Raw genomic sequence first — 20,037 nt, 5'->3', positions numbered from 1 at the left:
TACTAGTCTTCTTTACCACTTCTTCATCAAACGCCCCACCAAAGTGGGATGATACGACCAACAGTGGTCAAACATGCTCATCAGTGACGGATTACCATATTTTGACAAGTTAATTGCGTGAAAGCGGTTCTTGCGTGATTTAAGCCCATCGACTTTTTCTATAAGCTCTTGCGACTGCTCTGGTGCAATGAAATCCGAAATCACCACCATGTCCGCATTTTTATAGGTATCGCTCTGCATTAAGTCGATGGATTTTTCTAATACCGGTTCGAGATCGGTACCGCCATGAAAGGAATAACTAAGAAAGTCTGCCGCTTCACGAAGGCCGTCTTGTTTGGTGAGTTCATAAGTGATGTGAGTAGTTGAGAACAGAATCACATAACATTCTCGCTCCTCAGCTAAGGCGATTTGCATTAATGCATAAGCCATACCCTTTGCGCACTGCTCTGGAAAACCGCTCATTGAGCCTGAAGCGTCAATACAAACGATGAATGGGCCTTTTTCAAGCTCGACTTTACTGTTGTCGGGTGCAGTAGTGCGAACTTTCTTTAACGTTCTCGATTTACCTTGTGTTTTATAGTTCATCAAACGTTTGTCGGCCAAGTGTTTGTAAAACACCACTTCTAGCTCTGGGTATGCGAGAAACATGGTTTCATTGGGAAGCAGTTTATTAAGATCATCTGATTCGTGAATGCCAACAATGTCATCGGTTGCTTCATCACTTTGCTCTTCGACCATTTCCACATTATCGGCCTGAGCTTTATTTAACTCCGGATCATCTTGCTCACTCGCCATTCGGCCCAGTTGTTCCGCGATTTGCTTTAACGCGCCATTCTTTTTCAGAAACTCCGCATGGCTGTGCATTGTTTTCAAATCGGTTTTGGTCAGCTTAGCGGCAGCCATATCCCACAGTCGTCCCATGGTTGCTTCATCGCCCTGCTGAGTAACCGTATCCATATCCTTGATGGTTTCCATGCGTTGATACAAATCAGCTAAGAACTTCTCTTTGCTGGCTTCAAGCTCAGAGACTTCTGCCTGCTTGATGGCATCGGCGAGGCTCTTGTACCAGAGATCGCAGAAGTAACGGGGAAACATAGGATTGTTAACAGACTTATTTTTCTCCAGAAGTCTTCTGGCTTGAAGGTAAAATGCAGAGTGCCACTCTAACTTCTTGACAACGCTGGGAATGCGCTCGAAAAATGTCGCCTCGTCCCAGTGAATCACTTCTTGATACAAGGCAAGTTCTTGTTGAAAACGCTCGGTTTCACAAACACGGGTCATGCGCTTTTTCACCGAACCACGCCATTTGAGCAGATGGTTTTTGACTGAACTGCGCATCCCGCGATTTTCACTTATCGCCAGTACTTGTGAGCGCGCCATCAAATCATTCACCGCCGAATCAATAAGCCCTGATTCGGCGACCATCAACGCAAGGTTTAACCCATCTGCTCCCAGCATCACAGCCTCCGTTCGATATTTTAACCCACAAAGCTCGCCATAGGCTGTCACGCCTCATTAAGCAAAATAGGTTTCTAGTCCCTTAATTCGAGCGACTGCTTTTTCAGCTTCCGCACTGGTCGACTCGAGTGTTTGTGTCACGTTTTGAATGCTGACTTCCATTTCCGTTGGAATATCAGGCTGAATAAAGCCATGAGGCAGCGCACCATGAAACTTCGAACGCACCGAGCGTAGATGATGCTCAGCGTGTTTAATTTGAACCAGTACCTGCTCAGACTTTGTCACCCACTCTTGAAGCATGGTTTCATCAAGACCATTGGTTGTGACCAAGGTGGCTAAAACAGAACGGTTAGCGATGTCCTTGATAACCAGATGACTAGAGGCGTTGATGTCAAGTCTTAGGCGGCAAAGGTGAGTATTTTGGTTCACGTAGCCATAGACCTCACTGCCACCCTCTTTGATCGCACGACTAAGTTCATCTTTGGCGATATAAACCCAGCGACTGTCGCCTTTTTCACTCTCTGAGACCGACATATTGCTTTGAAGCAACACCAGCTTCACCAAATCCGTGGCTGCGCCAACCTTGTATGATTTTGCGTTGCTGATGTCGTATTGGTAGACATCTTTGCGAAGCAGTCCTGTCCCCGCTTCCATGGAAAGTGGCATGGCAAACTCGGCTTCAATTTCATCTTGAATATCGGCCAGTTGCTCTTTGCCTTCTTCAATTTGCTGGAAGACTTCTTGTTGGTCAAAGGCATGATTCAGAGCGAATTCTTTAATAACGGTGCGCACTATTTCTAGTGATTCAGGGCTGTTCCAGAGACAGTCTTGAAGCAAGAGTAGATCTAGCGGGTTAACACTGTCGCGGCCATTAAAGAACGCGCTCGCCTTGAGCAATTTGACGGCTTTTTTCCAACGTCGGTCGGATACGTAGAGATCCGCCTCAGACAAGGTTGAGCGATGCTCTTCAGCCGCTGCTTCAAGCATGGTTTTAAGTTGGTAGAGCTTTTCAAAAACATCATCACTAAGCTTGACGTCATTAAGCTCTCGCTGCCACTGATGGTACTCATCGTCAGTGATGGCGAGGCCTTCCGGAATTTTGGCTTCTTCCGATGTGCCAACCGTCAGCATGGATTTGAAGTTTTGCTTATTCTGAATGCGATTAACAAAAATACGCACTAGCATACGATCATAGAGAGCCTCTAGCCCGCTATCTTCATCTGGCAATTCGTTGGAAGCAGACACCAACAGACGCATTGGTACTTTTTCAATATCGCTACCGTTTTTAAATGTCTTTTCATTCACTACAGTAAGTAGCGTATTCAAAATTGCAGGGCCTGCTTTCCAGATCTCATCTAAAAACACGACCTGCGCTGTTGGTAGGTAACCCTCAGTAAGTCGTAAATAACGACCGTTATCTTTTAGCTCTTGAATACTAAGAGGGCCGAACACTTCTTCTGGTGTCGAGAAGCGCGTCATTAAGTATTCAAAGTAGCTACTACTATCAAAGGCTTGGATGAGTCGTTTGGCAATCAAACTTTTTGCGATACCCGGAGGCCCTAAAAGAAACACACTCTCCCCAGCCAAGGCAGCTAGCAGGCAGAGTTTGATGGTCTCTTCACGCTCGTATACACCATCAGAAAGTGCTGAGGCGAGTTTATTAATTCGTTCTGAAAGCAACGCTTTATCAGCGTGTGAAACTACTGTGGGCTTAATCATGCCAATACCTCAGAGCACAAAATTTAGATGCATAGTAAATTTATACATTTGTTATCATTTTGTTACAAGATCTTTTGAAGGCAGATTTTTAACCCTAATCTCATAACGCATTTTTATTACATTGATTTTATTCAGATTATGACGAATTCAACGGCAATCCATGCCGCCGATATTAGCCAAAAGTATGAGAGAAAGCTTGCTTAGCTCGATGAAAACCCATGGTCGGCTTTTTAACAATTTTACCCATAAGACTTGGGTGGTAGCGCCATTGGCTATCAAACAATGACAACACCTCAGGATTACCATATTTTGACAGACACAAAGAGTGGAAACGGTTGAAACATCCTTTCAAAGAGAGCATGTTTTCCATCGTCTCCTGCTCTTGTTTCGGCGCAATGAAATCGGAAATCACAAGCAAGTCTGCATTCTTATACTGCTCACCCTGCATGATATCGACAGCATAATTGAGTACCTTGCTTAAATCAGTACCACCCTTAAAGGTATAGGAAAGAAAATCACACGCTTCTTTGAGTCCCTTAGAACCAGACAAGTCATAAGTAATAAAGGTAGATGAGAACAAAATGACATGGCATTCACGCTGCTGCTCTGCCGCCATTTTCATCAATGCGTAGGCCATTGCCTTCGCTGATTTCTCTGGTGCACCTTGCATTGAGCCAGACACATCAACCGCAATCAACATCGGCCCTTTCTCTTTGGTCGCTTCTCCATGAGACTGCGTGGGCGCGTGTAGCTGACGGATAGTGCGTTGCTTCCCTTCGGCCTTGTAGGTCAATAGGCGCTTTTCCACTAAATGCTGATAAAACACCGTTTCAAGCTCAGGATAGGCAAGATACATGGTTTCGTTCGGCAGAAGTTTATTGATGTCGTTGCTAGCGTGAATACCCACGATGTCGTCCGTGGCGAAGTCTGACTTTTCTTCGACGACAACATCATCATGGCTCTCAACTCGATTTAGCTCTGGCGCATCCACCTCTTCCGCCATTCGACCCAACTTATCCGCAATCGCCGTGAGTTCACTGTGTTTAGTAAGGTAATCTGCCGTCAGTTCAATCGACTTCCAATCTTGCTTGGTGAGCTCTGCACCTGCCAAGTCCCACAATCGGCCGAGCTGCGTATTTTCGCCAGACTGGGTCAGGTTTTCCATATCTTTGAGGGTATCGATACGTTGGTAAAGCTGCTTTAAGAAACGAGATTTCTGCTGTTCTAGCGTCACTTGCTGCTTGTCTTCCACCGCACCTTTTAAACTTCCATACCATTGCATGCAGAACTGACGGGCGAACAAAGAACTGGGGTAAGTATGCTTGGAGGCCAAAAGCTGATTAGCTTTATCACGGAAAGGCGAATCTTGCGGAAGCTTAGTGATAATATCTTCAAAGTTCTGCTCGAATTCGGACTCAGTGAGGTATACAGCGTATTGATAGAGGTTCAGCTCAGCTTGGATAGAGTCAGTTTGCTGGGTTTTAACGAGCTTGCGCTTAACACTGTGTGTCCACTTCGCCATAGACGAAGTAAGACTCTGCTTGACGCTGTCTTCATTACCAAGCCCCATTAGCTCTGTATGCTGCATGATTTCACGGACAGCGGAATCGATCATGCCCGACTCTGCTACCATCAATGCTAAATTTAACCCGTCTGCCCCTAACACGCCTGTCTTACCTCGACTAAAACCGCTCGAACACTCTGATATACAGAAACTTATTGATACAAAATAGAGGATCAATCAGTGTTTCCATTTTCGATACGCATCCAAATCCAGATACGCCGGTAAGTTTGCCCATCGACATTTGATTATTTGTATGCTCATATTGAGCGTTCAACATCGAAGTCACGGAAGCTTTATGACTCACAAAACCCTTCACCAATGGAAGTCGATTTCACTCATTGAGGAGCAAGTCACCCTACCCAACCAGCAAACCATTACTCACACCACGATCAAACACCCGGGCGCTGCAGTCATACTCCCTGTGACTGAGAATGGAGAGCTTTTGCTGCTCAATCAATACCGTCCGTCTTTGAAAAAATGGCTACTGGAACTGCCTGCGGGCACCACGGAGTTAGATGAGGACCCAACACAATGCGCTCACAGAGAATTGATTGAAGAAACTGGCTATGCTGCTAAGACAATGATTTCTCTTGGACAAGTGACGCCATTAGCCGGCTTTTGTGACGAAATTCAGCATTTGTTTATCGCCAAGGATCTTGCTCCTAGCGATCAGTATCAGTGTGATGACGATGAAGTCATCGAGCTTGTGACAATGTCACTAAAACAACTACAACAACACATCATCGACGGTACCATTACCGACGCAAAGACCATAGCGTGCTTAAGCAAAGCCTCGTTATGTGGATACATTTAGGAGATATTCAATGGACTTTCGCTCAGACACAGTCACCAAACCTACCCAAGCAATGCGCGACGCTATGGCCAATGCGCCCGTCGGCGATGATGTGTACGGCGATGACCCAACCGTAAATGAACTCGAAGCGTGGGCAGCAGAGCGTCACGGGTTTGAAGCGGCCATGTTTACTACTTCTGGCACGCAAGCAAATCTTCTTGGATTGATGGCACACTGCCAGCGCGGTGACGAATACCTTTGTGGTCAGCAGGCACATAATTATAAATACGAGGCGGGCGGCGCCGCAGTGCTTGGCTCAATTCAACCTCAGCCGATTGAAAACAACCCCGATGGCACACTGGATTTTGGCAAGCTTAAAGCCGCAATCAAACCTGACGACAGCCATTTCGCGCGCACTAAGCTGCTCAGCCTTGAGAACACCATCAATGGTAAGGTATTGCCCCTCTCCTATCTTGCTGACGCGAGAAAATTCGTTGATGAGCACGGCCTAAACCTGCACCTTGATGGCGCTCGTGTCTACAACGCAGCGGTTGCACTGGACGTTGATGTGATTGAAATCGCCAAGCACTTTGATTCTATGACTATCTGTTTGTCCAAAGGACTTGGCGCCCCTATTGGCTCTTTGCTTCTTGGCTCTAAAGCCTTTATCGAACGCGCACGACGACTGCGTAAAATGGTCGGCGGTGGCATGCGTCAAGCGGGTATTTTGGCGGCGGCAGGCAAGCTGGCATTAACCGAACAAGTAGCTCAGCTCGCCACAGACCATAGCAATGCCAAAAAGCTGGCTGAAGGCTTGAATGCCATCCCTGGGTTTAGTGTGAATAGTGAGTTTGTTCAAACCAACATTGTATTTGCTAAGTTGGCCGAATCCGTAGACATTGATGCGATCGCTAAAGAACTAGCGCAGCAAGACATCACGATTTCACCAAGTAATCCAGTTCGCTTTGTCACGCACAAAGACATTTCTAGCCAGGATATTGATGTATTGCTAGAGAAGCTGTCAGCGTTGGTCTAACTCAGTTTTGGCCAGTGGCAACACTGGTTACCACTAAGCACACTTACTGATCAACATCGCATTTCTTTCTGAAATGCTTGAGCTTAACCTAGGGGCAAGGTTTATCTTGTTGCCTAGGTTAAGTCATTTATGAGTCCTTATGAACATACTTTCCACGGCCATCACTGGCCTAGCATTATCCCTGTCATTTATTACCGCTCAAGTACACGCCTCTCAAGCTAGTACCACGACGTTTGGTGATGCCAAACTCGGAGAGATGAAAGCGCCTAGCTGCGTGTTTTGCCATAACCCTAATGGCGCCCCAAGCCAAGCCAGCTACCCCAACCTGAATGGCCAAGATCCTTTGTATTTGTTTAATGCGATGAATGCCTACTTAAACGATGAACGCTCTGGCGCGATGGCTGCTTTAATGAAAGCGCAGTTGCAGAATTTATCAGAACAAGACTTACGTGACGTAGCGGCGTTTTACTCGTCAAAATAAGCACTCTGGATAGAGCGATGTGCGCCCAAATTGAACAACGATTAAGTTGTTAATTCTATTGATGAGTTATAAGCTAGAGCGTCATTCAGTCATCAATAAATAACAGTAATTGTTTAGATATGTCGCAATTAAAACAAGAAATTACGCTGCTTGGCGGCATAGGACAAATGTCCACGACTCTATTGGGTACCGGCCTGTTTATGGTACCCGCTATCGCTGCTAGCATAGCGGGAGAGCAAATTCTTTGGGCGTGGTGTGCACTGCTTATAGCTATCTTCCCCATAGCTATTACCTTTGCCTCGCTAGGCAAGCGCTACCCTAACGCAGGTGGTGCTTCATTCTTCGTCCGCCAGGCATTTGGCTCTAGGTTGGAACAAGCGATAGCGCTGCTGTTTATCAGCGTGATCCCTGTTGGTGTGCCCGCCGCTATTGCAATTGCAGGCGGTTTTGCTCAGCAGTTTTTACCGAGTTTCTTCTCTCACCCTATAGCTTCACAGCTGTTTGTAGTTGCGCTGCTTATGGTAGTCAACTTTTCGGGCAGCAAATCCTCTAGCCGTCTTCAAACCTTTATTGCCATAGGAATCATTCTTTTGGTAGTCGGTTTCGTAACCAGTAGCGATATCAATAGCTCAGATTTTCTGCCGTCGACTACCTCTGCCATCGAAATAGCACCTATCACTCAAGCTATCGCTGTGATGTTTTGGTGTTTTGTCGGTATCGAAGCCTTTGCTCATATGGGAGAAGAATTTAGGCGCCCAGAGCGTGACTATCCCATCGCCATACTGGTCGGTTGCTTGTTAGCTGGTGCGGTTTACTACGCTTTCTCTGTTGTGGTTCTTGAGCATCATGCTTTTGGTACACAAGCGCTGAACACTGCCTCGGTACCTTTTATCGCCGAGCAGCTTTACGGTCAACAAGCGAAATGGCTGATTAGCATTGTGGGCTTTTTAGCCTGCTTTGCGACCATCAACCTTTACACACAAAGCTTGTCACGAATGATTTGGTCACTCGCCCGTGAGTATCGCCCAGAAAGCGCTGCTGCGCGTGTCTCGGTTAAGGGTGTACCAACAGTCGCCACGCTGATCGTTGGTGCAACACTCACCGTTTCATGTGTATTTGGTCATTGGTCTGGGATTGATATTGATGTCTTCCTAACCCTAGCCAACGGCATCTTTGTTGTTATTTATCTATTCGCCATGTGGAGTGCCGTTCGACTGCTGACAGGGTGGCGTAAAAATCTCGCCGTGCTTTCATTGGTTTTATGTGTCGTCGTGCTATTTTCAATTGGTTTAGCCATGTTGTATGCCATTGCGATACTAGCATTGCTGTGGATATTGGTAGGTAAATTAAAACCTTAACTGAGTGCCAACTAGCAAAGAAGAAGGGAAATATGCGGCTTAATGACAAGCCACGTAAACGACAAAGACAAACACTAAGGTTTGTCTTTGTCGTTAGCTTTAGCGCTTCTTACCGCGTCCCGCGTGGATCTTAAGCTTGGCTTTCATCTTACGCTTATCCGCACCTCGGCCACGTCGACGTGGCGCACGATCGGGCTCTATTTCAGATTCAGGACTTGGTTCAAAACCCTCTAGCCATTCTTGAGGCAAACGTGTGTCCAGCAAGCGCTCTATGGCTTCCAGTAGGTACTGCTCATCGTGGCTCATTAATGACACCGCAAGTCCTGCTTGTCCTGCGCGGCCAGTACGGCCAATGCGATGAATGTAGTCTTCTGCTTTGTATGGCAAGTCGTAGTTCACAACTTGCTCAAGCTGCTGAATGTCTAGGCCACGGGCAGCTACATCGGTAGCAATCAATGCACGAACTGCACCCGATTTAAAATCATCGAGGGCTTTTTGGCGGGCTCCTTGGCTTTTATCACCATTAATCGATACGGCTTTAATACCATCGAGCTTCAGCTCTTTCGCCAATGCATCGCTGCCCTGCTTAGTTTTGGTGAAAACCAGAACTTGCTGCCAATTGCGTGAACCAATTAAGTAAGCCAATAGTTCATGTTTGCGCTTTTTATCTACCGGGTAGACCATTTGCTTGACGGTATCTGCTGTAGAGTTTGCAGGCGTCACCTGCACTTCTACTGGCTGATCCATGATGCGATGTGCGAGAGTTTTGATGCGCTGCTCAAACGTTGCTGAGAACATCATGTTTTGACGCTCTTTTGGCAGACGTTTCAAGATTCGGTTCAAATCCGGCATAAAGCCCATATCCAACATACGGTCTGCTTCATCCAGCACCAAATACTCACACTCAGCAAGTGTTAAGTTGCGGGTATGTTGGTGGTCAAGAAGACGACCGGGCGTCGCTACTAAGATATCCGCGCCGCCGCGCAAGTTCTTCGTTTGCACACCGATGCTCGTTCCGCCGTAAGCTACAACGACTTTGAGCTCAGTAGATTGTGTGTACTGAACTAGGCTATCAAACACTTGCTGAGCAAGCTCTCGTGTTGGAGTCAGAATTAGGGAGCGAATGACTTTGCTGTCCACTTCTCTCTGTTTTGGAGCATCCAGCAGTTTCTGAATCAATGGCAAACCAAATGCGGCGGTTTTGCCTGTACCGGTTTGTGCTCCTGCAAGAATGTCTTTACCGTCCAAAACGTAGGGAATAGCTTTTTCCTGAATCGGTGTCGGCGAGGTGTAATTAAGATCAGCAAGGTTTTGCTTTAGCGTGTCGCTAAATGCAAAGGCATCAAAGGTGGACTGCTCACTGGCAGTATCGTGTATAGTCTTGTCTGTCATAACGTCGCCAACAGGATGTATTCAAAAGGGTCGCGAGTGTACCAGAAACCAAGCTAGAGGTTAATGCTATTCTTTTCGACTCTATTGATTAGCCTGTTGTTTTGCTTTTTCTAATACCTCTGGATACAACTGGCTGAAAAACTCTGAAAATTCTTGATAGTTTTCCCCCAACTGTTCGCCGCATTCTGCCAGCGGTGCCATTCGCATACTTCTCAGAGACATCCTCTCAAGCGCAAATTTGATGTTATCGAAATCTTGATACGATTCTAGCCAACGTCCTTGCCACATATGGGTACTCATGTGAACAAAACGCTGAGGTAACGGCGCAGGGGTTTGTTTAATTGTCCGTTCAGCATTGTCCACAAACATAGAGATCGACTGAGCGTGATATACAGACCACTGTTTAGCAAGGCAGTGATCCCAAAACATATCCATTGCGATAGGTGCAAACCGCTTTAAGTCAGAATCAAACCGGAGCTTGCACTGCTTCATAATGGCGTGATTGTCGGTAAAGGAGTCAACAAATCGATGCAGCATAATGCCTTGGGCAACATTGTCCTCGTAGACTTTCGTTGGATCGCCTTTAACAAAATCTCCAAGCAAGTTTCCCAATAGATTACTGTCACAGTGTTCAGCGATATGTAGGTGGGCTAGAAAATTCATAGCGCTCCACGTTAATTAAGCTTTGCTTCATTGTGATTGGCTAATCGTGAGACGTCAAACCAAGACCATGATTAGGGTGTGGATTCAACCGTTATATCGAGCAAAAACCTCGAAAAAACAGAAGTCCCCAGAATACGAAAAAAATAGATGAATCATATTATCCTCTGATTTATATAAGCTTTTCATAAACACTGCAAATAAAATACGATTCAAGAAATACCTTCACTTTCTATTTGTATGATTAAGTGTTTCAGCCGTTACATTTTTGAAGTACATGGCTCCTATGAATTCTTATAGGATCGCCACCATAAATTTATGGCTGGCTAATGTCGCCATTTTCAAAGACTTATCTGGTGTAATTAATGGAACACTTTTCGTATCTGATTTCGTTTAATCATTTATTGTTTTCAATGGTGACTGTGGTCATCATGGTTCTACTTTCAAGAACCATTGTCGCAAATACTAAGTACTCGGCGGTTCTCGTCATTGTTGTACTTGGTCTACTTATGGGTACCTTGTTTGTAAAAACCGGGCTTGCTCAACCGGGGCTTCAAGAGTTCCCCGCTATCGTCTTATTAAGCCAAACTACCGTTATTGCACTCATCGCGACATTCTTTGTCGGTGGGCAAGAGATCCGTCGATTGCTGTCCAAGCAAACAGGCCACGTCGATGTGTTAGCCGTTCCCGCAAAGAATGAAGTGTTTTTTGGCACGACAAGCACCCAGTTCGTGTACATCATTCGAGCGTTCGTTTTGCTGATGGGCATTGAAATGATCTCGGCACTACTGACAGGTCGAAGTGGCGCCAACCCAATGGGTGATTCTTATTTAGCGATGGCGTACCTATGTATTGGTGCTGCTATCATCTTCATCGATAGCAAAAAAGAAGTCGCTAAGATGCGCACTTATTTGGCCAAAGGTGCTGTAGAGATTCTTACCATTGTTATCATTATGATGCTGTCACTAAGGCTTTCTCACCTTGTCGCCAGTGTGATTGGTTTACCGCAAATCTTCTTTGCGATGATCATTTCCTCGGGGTTAGGCATGCTGTTACCTAAATGGAAAGCAGGCCCAACACTGAATTCACTACTGTTCGCAGGCATCCCAGTGCTACTAACCGGTACCTTCTTGGTTGGTGGCTCGCACATGTTGGAAGCGTTCAGCATTCCAGGTCTACAAAGCGTGATCGTTTATGGCTTTGCGGGACAAATGTTCTGGATGTTTGGTGGTCTGACTATCCTTATCTTCCTAGCTAAAGCGAACCATGTTCGTAACTTAGCTCCTGGGATGGCAGGTGGCTTGTCACACTCTGGCTTAACGGGCGCATGTACAGCGGGTGACTTTGGCTACACGGCAGCGGCGCGAGCGCCAATCATGATCAATATTCCATTCCTTGGTCATATCTTTGTATTTACGATCCTTGCGGCAAGTGCAGAGCGTGGCGCGTTGCTTGTTGGTTGGACTCTGCCTCTTGTGATTGCTGGCTTGGCTTGTGTTTATCTTGCGACCCAGAACCTTCGCAAAGCCAATGGCGACCACGCAGTTGAAGTGAAAGGACTGATGCAGTTCTCGTTCGGCTGGCAAATTGTTGCGGTATTCGGCAGCTTCACGATTCTCCACTTCGCAGGTATGCCTATAGAGCACGCATCAATGGCAGCGGCTTCGGGTCTGTCTCACTTCGGCTTATTCGCAGCAACGCAAGGTGGAATGTTTGGCGATAGTGCGGCAAGCATGATCACCTTTATCTTCGCCACACCATTCTTGGTACACCCTTTAGTGTTCGGCCTATTTGGTAAAGCGACAGAGAACAAAGGTGGAATGTCTAGCAAGATCGTATTGCTTATTTTCACACTCGGTACGCTTGGTGTGCTCTACTCAGCGTTCTCAATTTAACCGCTGATAACTAGAACCCAGCCTCTTTGGTTGGGTTCTAGTTCTGCTTGCGAGCTCAAGCGAAACACTTTGTTTTTTGGCTTTGCTCTTGTAGCAATAGTTCTGTGACTAACGCTTTAGCCTAACGTTATTGGCTTCTTGATTGAGAGGGTTATGATGGTTTCTAGTTTGCATTTTGTCATTACAACTTTATTGGCCATTACTTGTGCCAAAGCGATTGGCGTGAGTGACGGTGATATCTCCGTTTTGGCGTTAGCCATTCCTGCTCTATGGGTGCTACCGCGCAAAGGAGCCAGCGGGCTAGTATTGCTTGCAGGTATGTTATGCTACGGACTCACTCTGCCCCATCAATCCATCTCTCTTTCTGTGACTCAGTGGACTCTATTCCCTTTACTTTTTGTGGCATTTTCAAAGCGTAGCAATCGCAATGTCAGAATCATTACCGCAGCGATAGTCAGTGCTTTACAAGCTGGTATCATGGTGAGTCAGATGCTTGGCACAATAGATGGTTCGCCACTCGTTACCCTAGTTCAGATGATTTCAATTTGTATTATTTGGTGGGCTGCAAGGCGCAAAAACACGTCTCGTAAACAAAATTGGTGGGTACTGGCGCTTATCTTACCGCTGTGGTTCGCGGATCAGGCGTACACCATTGTCGTCGCGCTATCCATTACTGGCATTATTGCTTCACTGGAAAGCTTGTCCGAGCTCAAAGGCATTCGCTGGAACAAGCTCATCTATTGGACAGTACCAGCGGTAGGCTTTGCAACTCTCGTTGTTTGGTCAAGAGTCGAAGTGCCTCATCAAGTTGTCGTCGTATGGATGTGTCTACTCGCCACCGCTTGGATGACGGACTACATTCTTCGAAGTATGGAGCTTGAAGCAAGAAGGCGTTAATAGCTCCTTCAGCTCCGCCCCATTCACTCACATTGCGACCCATGTGTAAATCTGACTAAACACTCAATAAAAATCGAAAATCCACCACATTATCGACATAAGTATCCATACAAAGCTAACATCGCGGCAAATCACTTGTTGTAACACGCTATTTTTGGCGTTTTTGAAATCGGAATTTTCTTTATGGATAAAGATCATAGCCTGCGCGAGAATTTGCTCGCCCTCACGCTTGGTAGTGCTTTGGTGTCTCTTGGCGTAATCTTCTTCAACCAAGTTGGCCTCCTAACTGGCGGCACTGCTGGTTTAGCCCTGTTTATCACCAAAATCACAGCTCTGAGTTTTGGTCAGGTTTTCTTCGCACTTAACCTGCCATTTTATATTTTGTCGGTCACTCGTATGGGTTGGCAGTTCACCATCAATACGTTCATTGCGGTAAGCATCGTCTCGTTTGCGGTAGATCATTTGCATCACGTTATTCAGATTTCTCACATCGAACCGATTTACGCGGCGCTACTGGGTGGTGGACTGATTGGCATGGGAATGTTGGTGATTTTTAGACACAAGATGAGCTTAGGCGGATTCAATATTCTGGCGCTGTTTCTTCAGGAACGATTCGGGATCCGTGCTGGCAAGGTGCAAATGGGCTTAGATTGTTCAATCGTCGTTCTGTCACTCTTTGTCGTCGATATCTACCTAATTGGACTCTCCATACTAGGCGCAATTGCCACCAACCTTATTTTGGCGATGAACCATAAACCTGGACGCTATCAGCCTGTAGTGGCCAATTAATTCGTCCATATTTGCAGTCGAGAGTCACAGCATGCCTGTCACTCTCGACTGTCAATGAATCCACTCACCTCGCTCTCTTATCTTGTTGCATACGCGCATGTTTCATAAATGTTAAACCACGATCACACCTTGGCAACAAACTACCCACTACGTAACCCTATTTAGTAATGCGGTTGCACAGTTCTTGTGCAATGTTGTTTTCTCACTTTCTTTTTTAGTGACAAAACAGGACATTACAATGAAAACAACAAACCTTTTACGAGCCCTTAGTTTGGTCTCTCTTGCCGCCTTACCCTCTTTTTCAGCACTGGCCGACAGTAAGCAATTGCGTGTCGGCACATGGTTAAGCCCAAACCATACAATGAACGCTGATGTCATCCCTACTTGGGGTGAGTGGATTGAACAAGCAACTGACGGACGAGTCACCGTTAAGATCGAATACAACATGGGACACCCCAAGAGTTTAGTCGACCTGGTCGAAGACGGGGCTGTCGATGCGGCGTGGACATTCCATGGCTATATCCCAGGGCGCTTCCAACTTCCACAAATGGTGGAGCTTCCAGGGGTTAAAGCAGGTGCGGAAGCCGTATCTGTCGCACATTGGCGCATCAATCAGGAGTATTTTGCCAAGTCGGGTGAGAACGATGGTGTTGAGCTTGCTGCGCTCTTCGTCCATGGTCCTGGGCACATCCACTTGCGTCAGCCAGTCGATTCATTGGAATCTGTGAAAGGACTGAAAATTCGTATTGGCGGAGGCGTTTCCACTGAGATCGGTAAACGCCTTGGCGTCACAGGCGTCAATGCACCAGCAACTAAAGCATACGAGTTGCTCGCACAAGGTGTGGCAGACGGCATCTTCATGCAAATGGACTATATGCGTGTCGGCCGCTACAAAGAGGTAGCACCTTATACCATTAAGATGCCGCACGGCATGTATCTTGGCTCATTTGGCATGTTCTTGAGTCCCGATTTCATGTCCAGCCTAAGCGAGGAAGACAGACAAGCGATCCGTCAAGTGTCAGGAGAAAAACTGTCTGCACTGGCTGGTCGCGCATGGGCAACCGCCGATGATATAGGAGAAGCAGACATCCGTGCCACTGGCAGTACTGTCGTCGAAGCCACTGATTCAGATATCGCTTACTTCGAAAAAATCACCGAGGGTATGGATGAAGAATGGATTAAAAAAGCTAACCGTCGAGGTGTTGATGCCAAAACCGCATTGCATGCATTTCGTCAAGAAGCAGAACTCTATCAGCCACTCGAATTACCATAGATCGTAGCGATTATTATCATGCTTAAAACACTATTTCGATACTGGGAACACTTAGCCCAGTATCTTTATCACTTACTTGGATTTCTTGCTTGCCTGCAACTCCTCGCGCTTATGTCAGTCACATGCGTCGATGTGGTTGGGCGCTATGTATTTTCTAGCCCACTTGTCGGGAGCGTTGAGCTTACCGAGTTATTATTAGGAAGCCTCATTTTTACCTCGTTACCGTTAGTCACCTGGCGCAAAGAGCACATCAGTGTCGATCTTATGGAGGGTTTGATGAACCACCGGGTACGTTCGCTTCGCGATGTCCTGTTCAATATCGCCATTGCCCTTAGCTTGTTCGCTATTGGCAACAAAGTCTGGCAGTTAGCGACACGCTCCCATCGTTATGAAGAAGTGAGTGAGTATTTGGAGCTTCCCATCTACTCCCTGATCTACTTTCTGGCGATCACCTGTTGGTTAACCGCTATTACTTGTGTAGTTCTCATTTTGACTCACCTTTTTGACAAACATTATCCGACGCAAGGAAGCCCACAATGATCATTACTCTGCTAGGATTTGCTGCACTGCTGTGCCTGATCTTGCTTCGAATGCCTATCGCTTTTGCCATGGGGGTCGTAGGCTTTTTTGGCTATGCTGCTCTTGGAGACTGGAACTTTAACAGTGCCCTATCAATCAGTGCAAAACGCCTTATCGACACCGCGCAAGATTATGGGCTGTCTGTCATCCCAATGTTTATTTTGATGGGAAACCTCATCACTAAAGCCGGTCTATCACAAGAGCTTTACCGCGCTTGCTACGCATTTTTGGGACACCGAAAAGGTGGGCTTGCGATGGCAACGGTTGCTGCATGTGGTGGCTTTTCTGCGATTTCAGGCTCAAGTCTGGCCACGTCAGCCACTATGGCTCAAGTAGCGATGCCATCGATGCGCAAATACGGTTATTCAGATGGACTTGCGGCAGCATCCATTGCGGCAGGCGGCACTTTGGGTATTTTGATCCCCCCTAGTGTAATTCTGATCATCTACGCCGTGCTCACCGAGCAAAGTGTCCGTGATCTGTTTGCGGCGGGCTTTATTCCGGGCCTAATGGGCATTCTGCTCTACATCATGGCAACCCGCTTTGTGGTATGGAGAAACCCAAAAGCTGGGCCGTGTGGGGATAAACTGTCACGCCGTGAGCGTTGGCAAGCTTTGCGCTCCGTGTCCTCCATACTAGGCCTATTTGCCTTAGTCATGGGCGGAATCTACGGTGGTGTATTTACCCCTACAGAAGCGGCAGGTGTGGGGGCATTTGGTGCATTTGTGATTGCCCTTTCGCGCCGAGCACTTAGTTGGCGAATACTCCATGATGTACTTATAGACACCGCTCGAACGAGTACCATGCTATTTGGCGTTGTGATTGGCGCACTCATCTACTCCAACTTTGTTAACAGAGCTGGACTCCCGAGTGAGTTGGTTCAGTTCGTCAGTTCTTGGGGAACAGAACCTATCATCATTATGTTGATGATTTTATGTGTGTATATTTTGATGGGCACCGTTTTTGAAAGCTTATCAATGTTGCTACTCACCATTCCCGTTTTCTACCCACTTGTAGAGAGCCTAGGGTTTGATCTCGTATGGTTTGGTATTATCGTCGTTGTTGTCACGGAAATTAGTCTGATCACCCCTCCCGTTGGGCTGAACATATTCGTTCTAAAAGGTGTCATCAAGGACATCAAGACCAGTACTATTTTTAAAGGGGTGACACCGTTTTGGTGCGTCGATATCGTGCGCTTAGCACTACTACTGTTCATCCCAAGCCTATCACTTTGGCTACCTAGCTTACTTTACTAAGCCAATCGTGAAGAAAGCTATTAGTACGTAGGGGCTACCCGCACCCTACGTACTATTTCTCTACCCTCTATCGACCTCAACACTTCTCACTTCGCACAACCAAATGTGGGTTACACTACAAATAGTCATACTTTTCTGTCATGATGAAGGTTAAATCCAAGTAACCTCCTTACACAGATTACTTGGTTATGCACCTGCGTAGTTTTAACAAGGTCTGTCTATTGTGGTATCGACTCTATCTTTATGCCTAGACCTATTGCCCAATACATCCCAGTCGAAGGAGTAGATTCAGCGATGAATCAAGAAACAAAAACCATGGAAGTACCCGTTGCAATTGCAGACCGTGTACAGGCCCTGATCGACGGCCACATTGCCAAAGAAAAGTTTAATGCTGAGCGACGCGAGGTCGTGAATAACCTACTCGCTATGGATGGTCTTAGCTGTGAGATGGCTGTATACAGCCTACCCCAAGATGAATTGATGAATACCTTGCGCTTTGTATATGAGCTGTCAGGTACCAACAGCCGATTCGTTAAAAACATCCTGACTCAAACGCGTGAGAACCCAAGCAAGAAGCTCTCTGATTCTCAGCGCTCATCAGCCAAAAGCTTGCTGTTTAATCTACTGAATGATCCGTCCGTCGTATCTGCGATGAAAGAAACGTCATAATCAACGACCGCCTCACCAAAGTAACCCTATGATGAGGCGCCTTCCTTTCTTCTTCCAAATCAAAACTCTTTCCAACTCTCATTACATTGATATCGGCTGACGTCAATTTGAGACGAAATCTGTCGAAAATTACTGTAGACTACGCCCTCATTTTTTCTAAGGGTATGGTTGTGACAAGAGATCAGTTTGAATTGTTGGCACCGGGTGGTGATGTAGAGTCAATCAAAGCAGCGATCGCAGCGGGTGCAGATGCGGTGTACTGTGGATTGGATCGTTTCAATGCGCGAAACCGTGCAGCGAACTTAACACTAGACAACCTTGCAGGCGTTCTTGAGCTTGCTCATGCCAATCAGTGTCAAGTGTTTCTGACGCTTAATGTACTAATCTTAGAAAGTGAAATTGCCGCTGTGATGCGCCTACTGGCTCAGTTGGTCAATACCGATATTGATGGCGTTATCGTTCAGGATCTTGGTTTAGCGTATTTGGTGAAACGCCACTTCCCAAGCTTAGATGTTCATGCTTCAACGCAGCTTAACACTCACAATACTGGGCAAATCGAGTTTCTCAAACAGATGACTGCCAGCCGCGTTAACCTGTCTCGTGAGCTTAACATTGATGAAATTGCTCATCTCGCTCATTTTGGGCATCAACACGATGTGTTAATGGAAGTATTTGTTCATGGTTCATACTGCATCGGATTCTCTGGGCTTTGCTATATCAGCTCGGCGCGCAATGGCGCCTCTGGTAACCGTGGTCGCTGTAGTCAACCGTGCCGTGAGCAATACCAAACCACCAAGCAAGGTTATGACTACCCACTAAACCTAAAAGACAACTCAGCATTTGGCGATCTTCAAGCGCTTGCCGATGCAGGTGTCTATTCACTAAAAGTCGAAGGGCGCATCAAAAAACCGCATTACGTTTATACCGTTGTGGACAACTGGCGCAAGCAAATAGACCGCTTGTGTGAAGGTGAAACGCTTTCAGAAGATACCAGCGAGCTTTACACCGTATTTAACCGTGATTTCTCTAATGGTTTCTTACAAGGTGAATACGGCAAAAGCATGTATATCGATAACCCAAGAGACAACGCGGTTACCCATTTCTCTAAGGTGTATCAATGTACCAGTACTGAGCAAGTTCAAGTCGTTAAGCAACGTCTTTACGACAAAAAAACCGATATCATCCAGCACGTTGACGCAAAAATCGCAGCCATGGATATCAATGCTGACCGTCCATCAGCAAGTTTGAAAGGCTCGATTGAAGCGCCAGAGTTAGAAAAGTTAGCGCAAAACCCAGAGCTAAGCGGCCAAAAACCACTATCGGTGTTAGTTTCAAGTCCTGAAGATGCAATTCTGAGTTTGGAATCAGATGTTGAGGTCTATTTTCAGCTACCTATGGGATTCAGTGCCGAGTTGCCCGCTATGATTTCGCTTTTTGAATCTAACCCTAATCTAAAGCCTTGGTTCCCGGCCATTCTCATCGGCGATGATTTTGAGGCCGCTACAGTCTTCTTAGAAACCATTAAACCAACACTACTTATTACGAATAACTCAGGTGTCGGTTTCCACGCTCAAACGCTAGGGTTAGATTGGGTAGCTGGTCCGCAAATGAACAGCACCAACTCGTACACATTGAAATGCCTTCAAGAAGAGTACTCTGCCGCGGGAGCATTCCTATCTAATGAACTGAGTAACAAACAACTCCGCTACATTCGAAGACCAAGTGGCATGCGCACGTTCTATAGCGTGTACCATCCGAATACGTTGCTGACTAGTCGCCAGTGTTTGTTCCAACAAACGGAAGGTTGCAAGAAAATCAAAGTCAACAAAGGCTGCTTGAGACGCTGCAGTAAACGTACGTCTATCATCAACCTCAAAGACAACCCTTATGTGGTTCAAAAGCAAAAAGGCTCGCACAACAGTCTCTACAGCGAGCACAATATTCTGAACCTAGATGTGCTGGCTGACCATCGCGACCTTATTACCGATGTTCTTATCGACCTAAGAGATATTCAGACGGAAACAAAAGTGGGCGGTAGCAAACTTGAGATCATTAACGCATTCAAAGCGCTACTTCTTGAGGACGAGCGCGATATCGTTGGCAACCTGATCCAGAACACCAGCAACCAACAATACCAAAAAGGCATTTAGGTTAAAGCGCCCACCTTCCTCAAACCTAGCCATTCAAAACCGCAAGCTTTTTGATTTGTTCAAGAAGC

General features: G+C 46.4%; 17 protein-coding genes. 12 read left to right on the top strand and 5 right to left on the bottom strand.

Features of this window, described 5'->3' with window-relative positions; translation table 11 throughout:
- Positions 1-12 precede the first annotated feature (12 nt).
- The 3 genes from viaA (ACJB0T_RS13615) to viaA (ACJB0T_RS13605) form a co-directional block, all read right to left on the bottom strand.
- A complete protein-coding gene (viaA, locus tag ACJB0T_RS13615; RefSeq protein WP_479293143.1) occupies positions 13-1,458 on the bottom strand; it encodes an ATPase RavA stimulator ViaA in 1,446 nt (481 codons plus the stop codon).
- A gap of 57 nt (positions 1,459-1,515) precedes the next feature.
- Positions 1,516-3,177, bottom strand: a complete 1,662-nt coding sequence (locus tag ACJB0T_RS13610; RefSeq protein WP_479293142.1) for an ATPase RavA domain-containing protein — start codon at positions 3,175-3,177, stop codon at positions 1,516-1,518.
- Between the two features lie 172 nt (positions 3,178-3,349).
- The gene (gene viaA, locus ACJB0T_RS13605; RefSeq protein WP_479293141.1) at positions 3,350-4,843 is read right to left on the bottom strand and encodes an ATPase RavA stimulator ViaA; all 1,494 of its coding nucleotides are present in this window, start codon (positions 4,841-4,843) and stop codon (positions 3,350-3,352) included.
- A gap of 193 nt (positions 4,844-5,036) precedes the next feature.
- Between viaA (ACJB0T_RS13605) and ACJB0T_RS13600 the strand changes: the two genes are divergently transcribed.
- From ACJB0T_RS13600 to yjeH, 4 genes are all read left to right on the top strand, one after another.
- A complete protein-coding gene (locus ACJB0T_RS13600) occupies positions 5,037-5,555 on the top strand; it encodes an NUDIX hydrolase (protein WP_479293140.1) in 519 nt (172 codons plus the stop codon).
- Between the two features lie 10 nt (positions 5,556-5,565).
- Positions 5,566-6,570 (top strand): low-specificity L-threonine aldolase, encoded by a 1,005-nt coding sequence (ltaE, locus tag ACJB0T_RS13595; protein WP_479293139.1) that lies wholly within the window; start codon positions 5,566-5,568, stop codon positions 6,568-6,570.
- Between the two features lie 139 nt (positions 6,571-6,709).
- On the top strand, positions 6,710-7,051 hold the full coding sequence (locus ACJB0T_RS13590) for a c-type cytochrome (protein ID WP_479293137.1): 342 nt from the start codon (positions 6,710-6,712) through the stop codon (positions 7,049-7,051).
- A gap of 119 nt (positions 7,052-7,170) precedes the next feature.
- A complete protein-coding gene (gene yjeH / locus ACJB0T_RS13585) occupies positions 7,171-8,409 on the top strand; it encodes an L-methionine/branched-chain amino acid transporter (protein ID WP_479293135.1) in 1,239 nt (412 codons plus the stop codon).
- Positions 8,410-8,508: 99 nt separating this feature from the next.
- Here the strand turns inward: yjeH and ACJB0T_RS13580 are convergent, their stop codons facing one another.
- Together ACJB0T_RS13580 and ACJB0T_RS13575 are read right to left on the bottom strand one after the other, a co-directional pair.
- A complete protein-coding gene (locus ACJB0T_RS13580; protein ID WP_479293133.1) occupies positions 8,509-9,801 on the bottom strand; it encodes a DEAD/DEAH box helicase in 1,293 nt (430 codons plus the stop codon).
- A gap of 81 nt (positions 9,802-9,882) precedes the next feature.
- On the bottom strand, positions 9,883-10,464 hold the full coding sequence (locus ACJB0T_RS13575) for an acyl carrier protein phosphodiesterase (protein ID WP_479293132.1): 582 nt from the start codon (positions 10,462-10,464) through the stop codon (positions 9,883-9,885).
- 362 nt (positions 10,465-10,826) lie between these two features.
- On the opposite strand from ACJB0T_RS13575, the gene ACJB0T_RS13570 reads away from it, so the two are divergent.
- The 8 genes from ACJB0T_RS13570 to ACJB0T_RS13535 all read left to right on the top strand — a co-directional run bounded on the left by ACJB0T_RS13570 (position 10,827) and on the right by ACJB0T_RS13535 (position 19,969).
- A complete protein-coding gene (locus ACJB0T_RS13570; protein ID WP_479293130.1) occupies positions 10,827-12,356 on the top strand; it encodes a hypothetical protein in 1,530 nt (509 codons plus the stop codon).
- Positions 12,357-12,509: 153 nt separating this feature from the next.
- Positions 12,510-13,253 carry a VP0952 family biofilm-associated protein gene (locus ACJB0T_RS13565; RefSeq protein WP_479293128.1) on the top strand — a complete coding sequence of 248 codons (744 nt, stop codon included), beginning with the start codon at positions 12,510-12,512 and terminating at the stop codon, positions 13,251-13,253.
- A gap of 183 nt (positions 13,254-13,436) precedes the next feature.
- Positions 13,437-14,042, top strand: coding sequence for a DUF6198 family protein (locus ACJB0T_RS13560; RefSeq protein WP_479293125.1), 606 nt, complete (start codon positions 13,437-13,439; stop codon positions 14,040-14,042).
- A 238-nt stretch (positions 14,043-14,280) separates the two neighbouring features.
- Positions 14,281-15,315 carry a TRAP transporter substrate-binding protein gene (locus ACJB0T_RS13555; RefSeq protein WP_479293123.1) on the top strand — a complete coding sequence of 345 codons (1,035 nt, stop codon included), beginning with the start codon at positions 14,281-14,283 and terminating at the stop codon, positions 15,313-15,315.
- 18 nt (positions 15,316-15,333) lie between these two features.
- Positions 15,334-15,855: a TRAP transporter small permease gene (locus ACJB0T_RS13550; protein WP_479293122.1), complete on the top strand. Its 522-nt coding sequence runs from the start codon at positions 15,334-15,336 to the stop codon at positions 15,853-15,855.
- Positions 15,852-17,150, top strand: coding sequence for a TRAP transporter large permease (locus ACJB0T_RS13545; RefSeq protein ID WP_479293121.1), 1,299 nt, complete (start codon positions 15,852-15,854; stop codon positions 17,148-17,150). The genes ACJB0T_RS13550 and ACJB0T_RS13545 overlap by 4 nt, the downstream gene beginning before the upstream one ends.
- Before the next feature lie 294 nt (positions 17,151-17,444).
- Positions 17,445-17,819: a hypothetical protein gene (locus ACJB0T_RS13540; protein ID WP_338166239.1), complete on the top strand. Its 375-nt coding sequence runs from the start codon at positions 17,445-17,447 to the stop codon at positions 17,817-17,819.
- 170 nt (positions 17,820-17,989) lie between these two features.
- The gene (locus ACJB0T_RS13535; protein ID WP_479293119.1) at positions 17,990-19,969 is read left to right on the top strand and encodes a peptidase U32 family protein; all 1,980 of its coding nucleotides are present in this window, start codon (positions 17,990-17,992) and stop codon (positions 19,967-19,969) included.
- Positions 19,970-20,037 lie beyond the last annotated feature (68 nt).

It is taken from the genome of Vibrio sp. CB1-5 (genome assembly GCF_059412285.1).
This window is presented reverse-complemented; position numbering and strand designations above follow the sequence as displayed.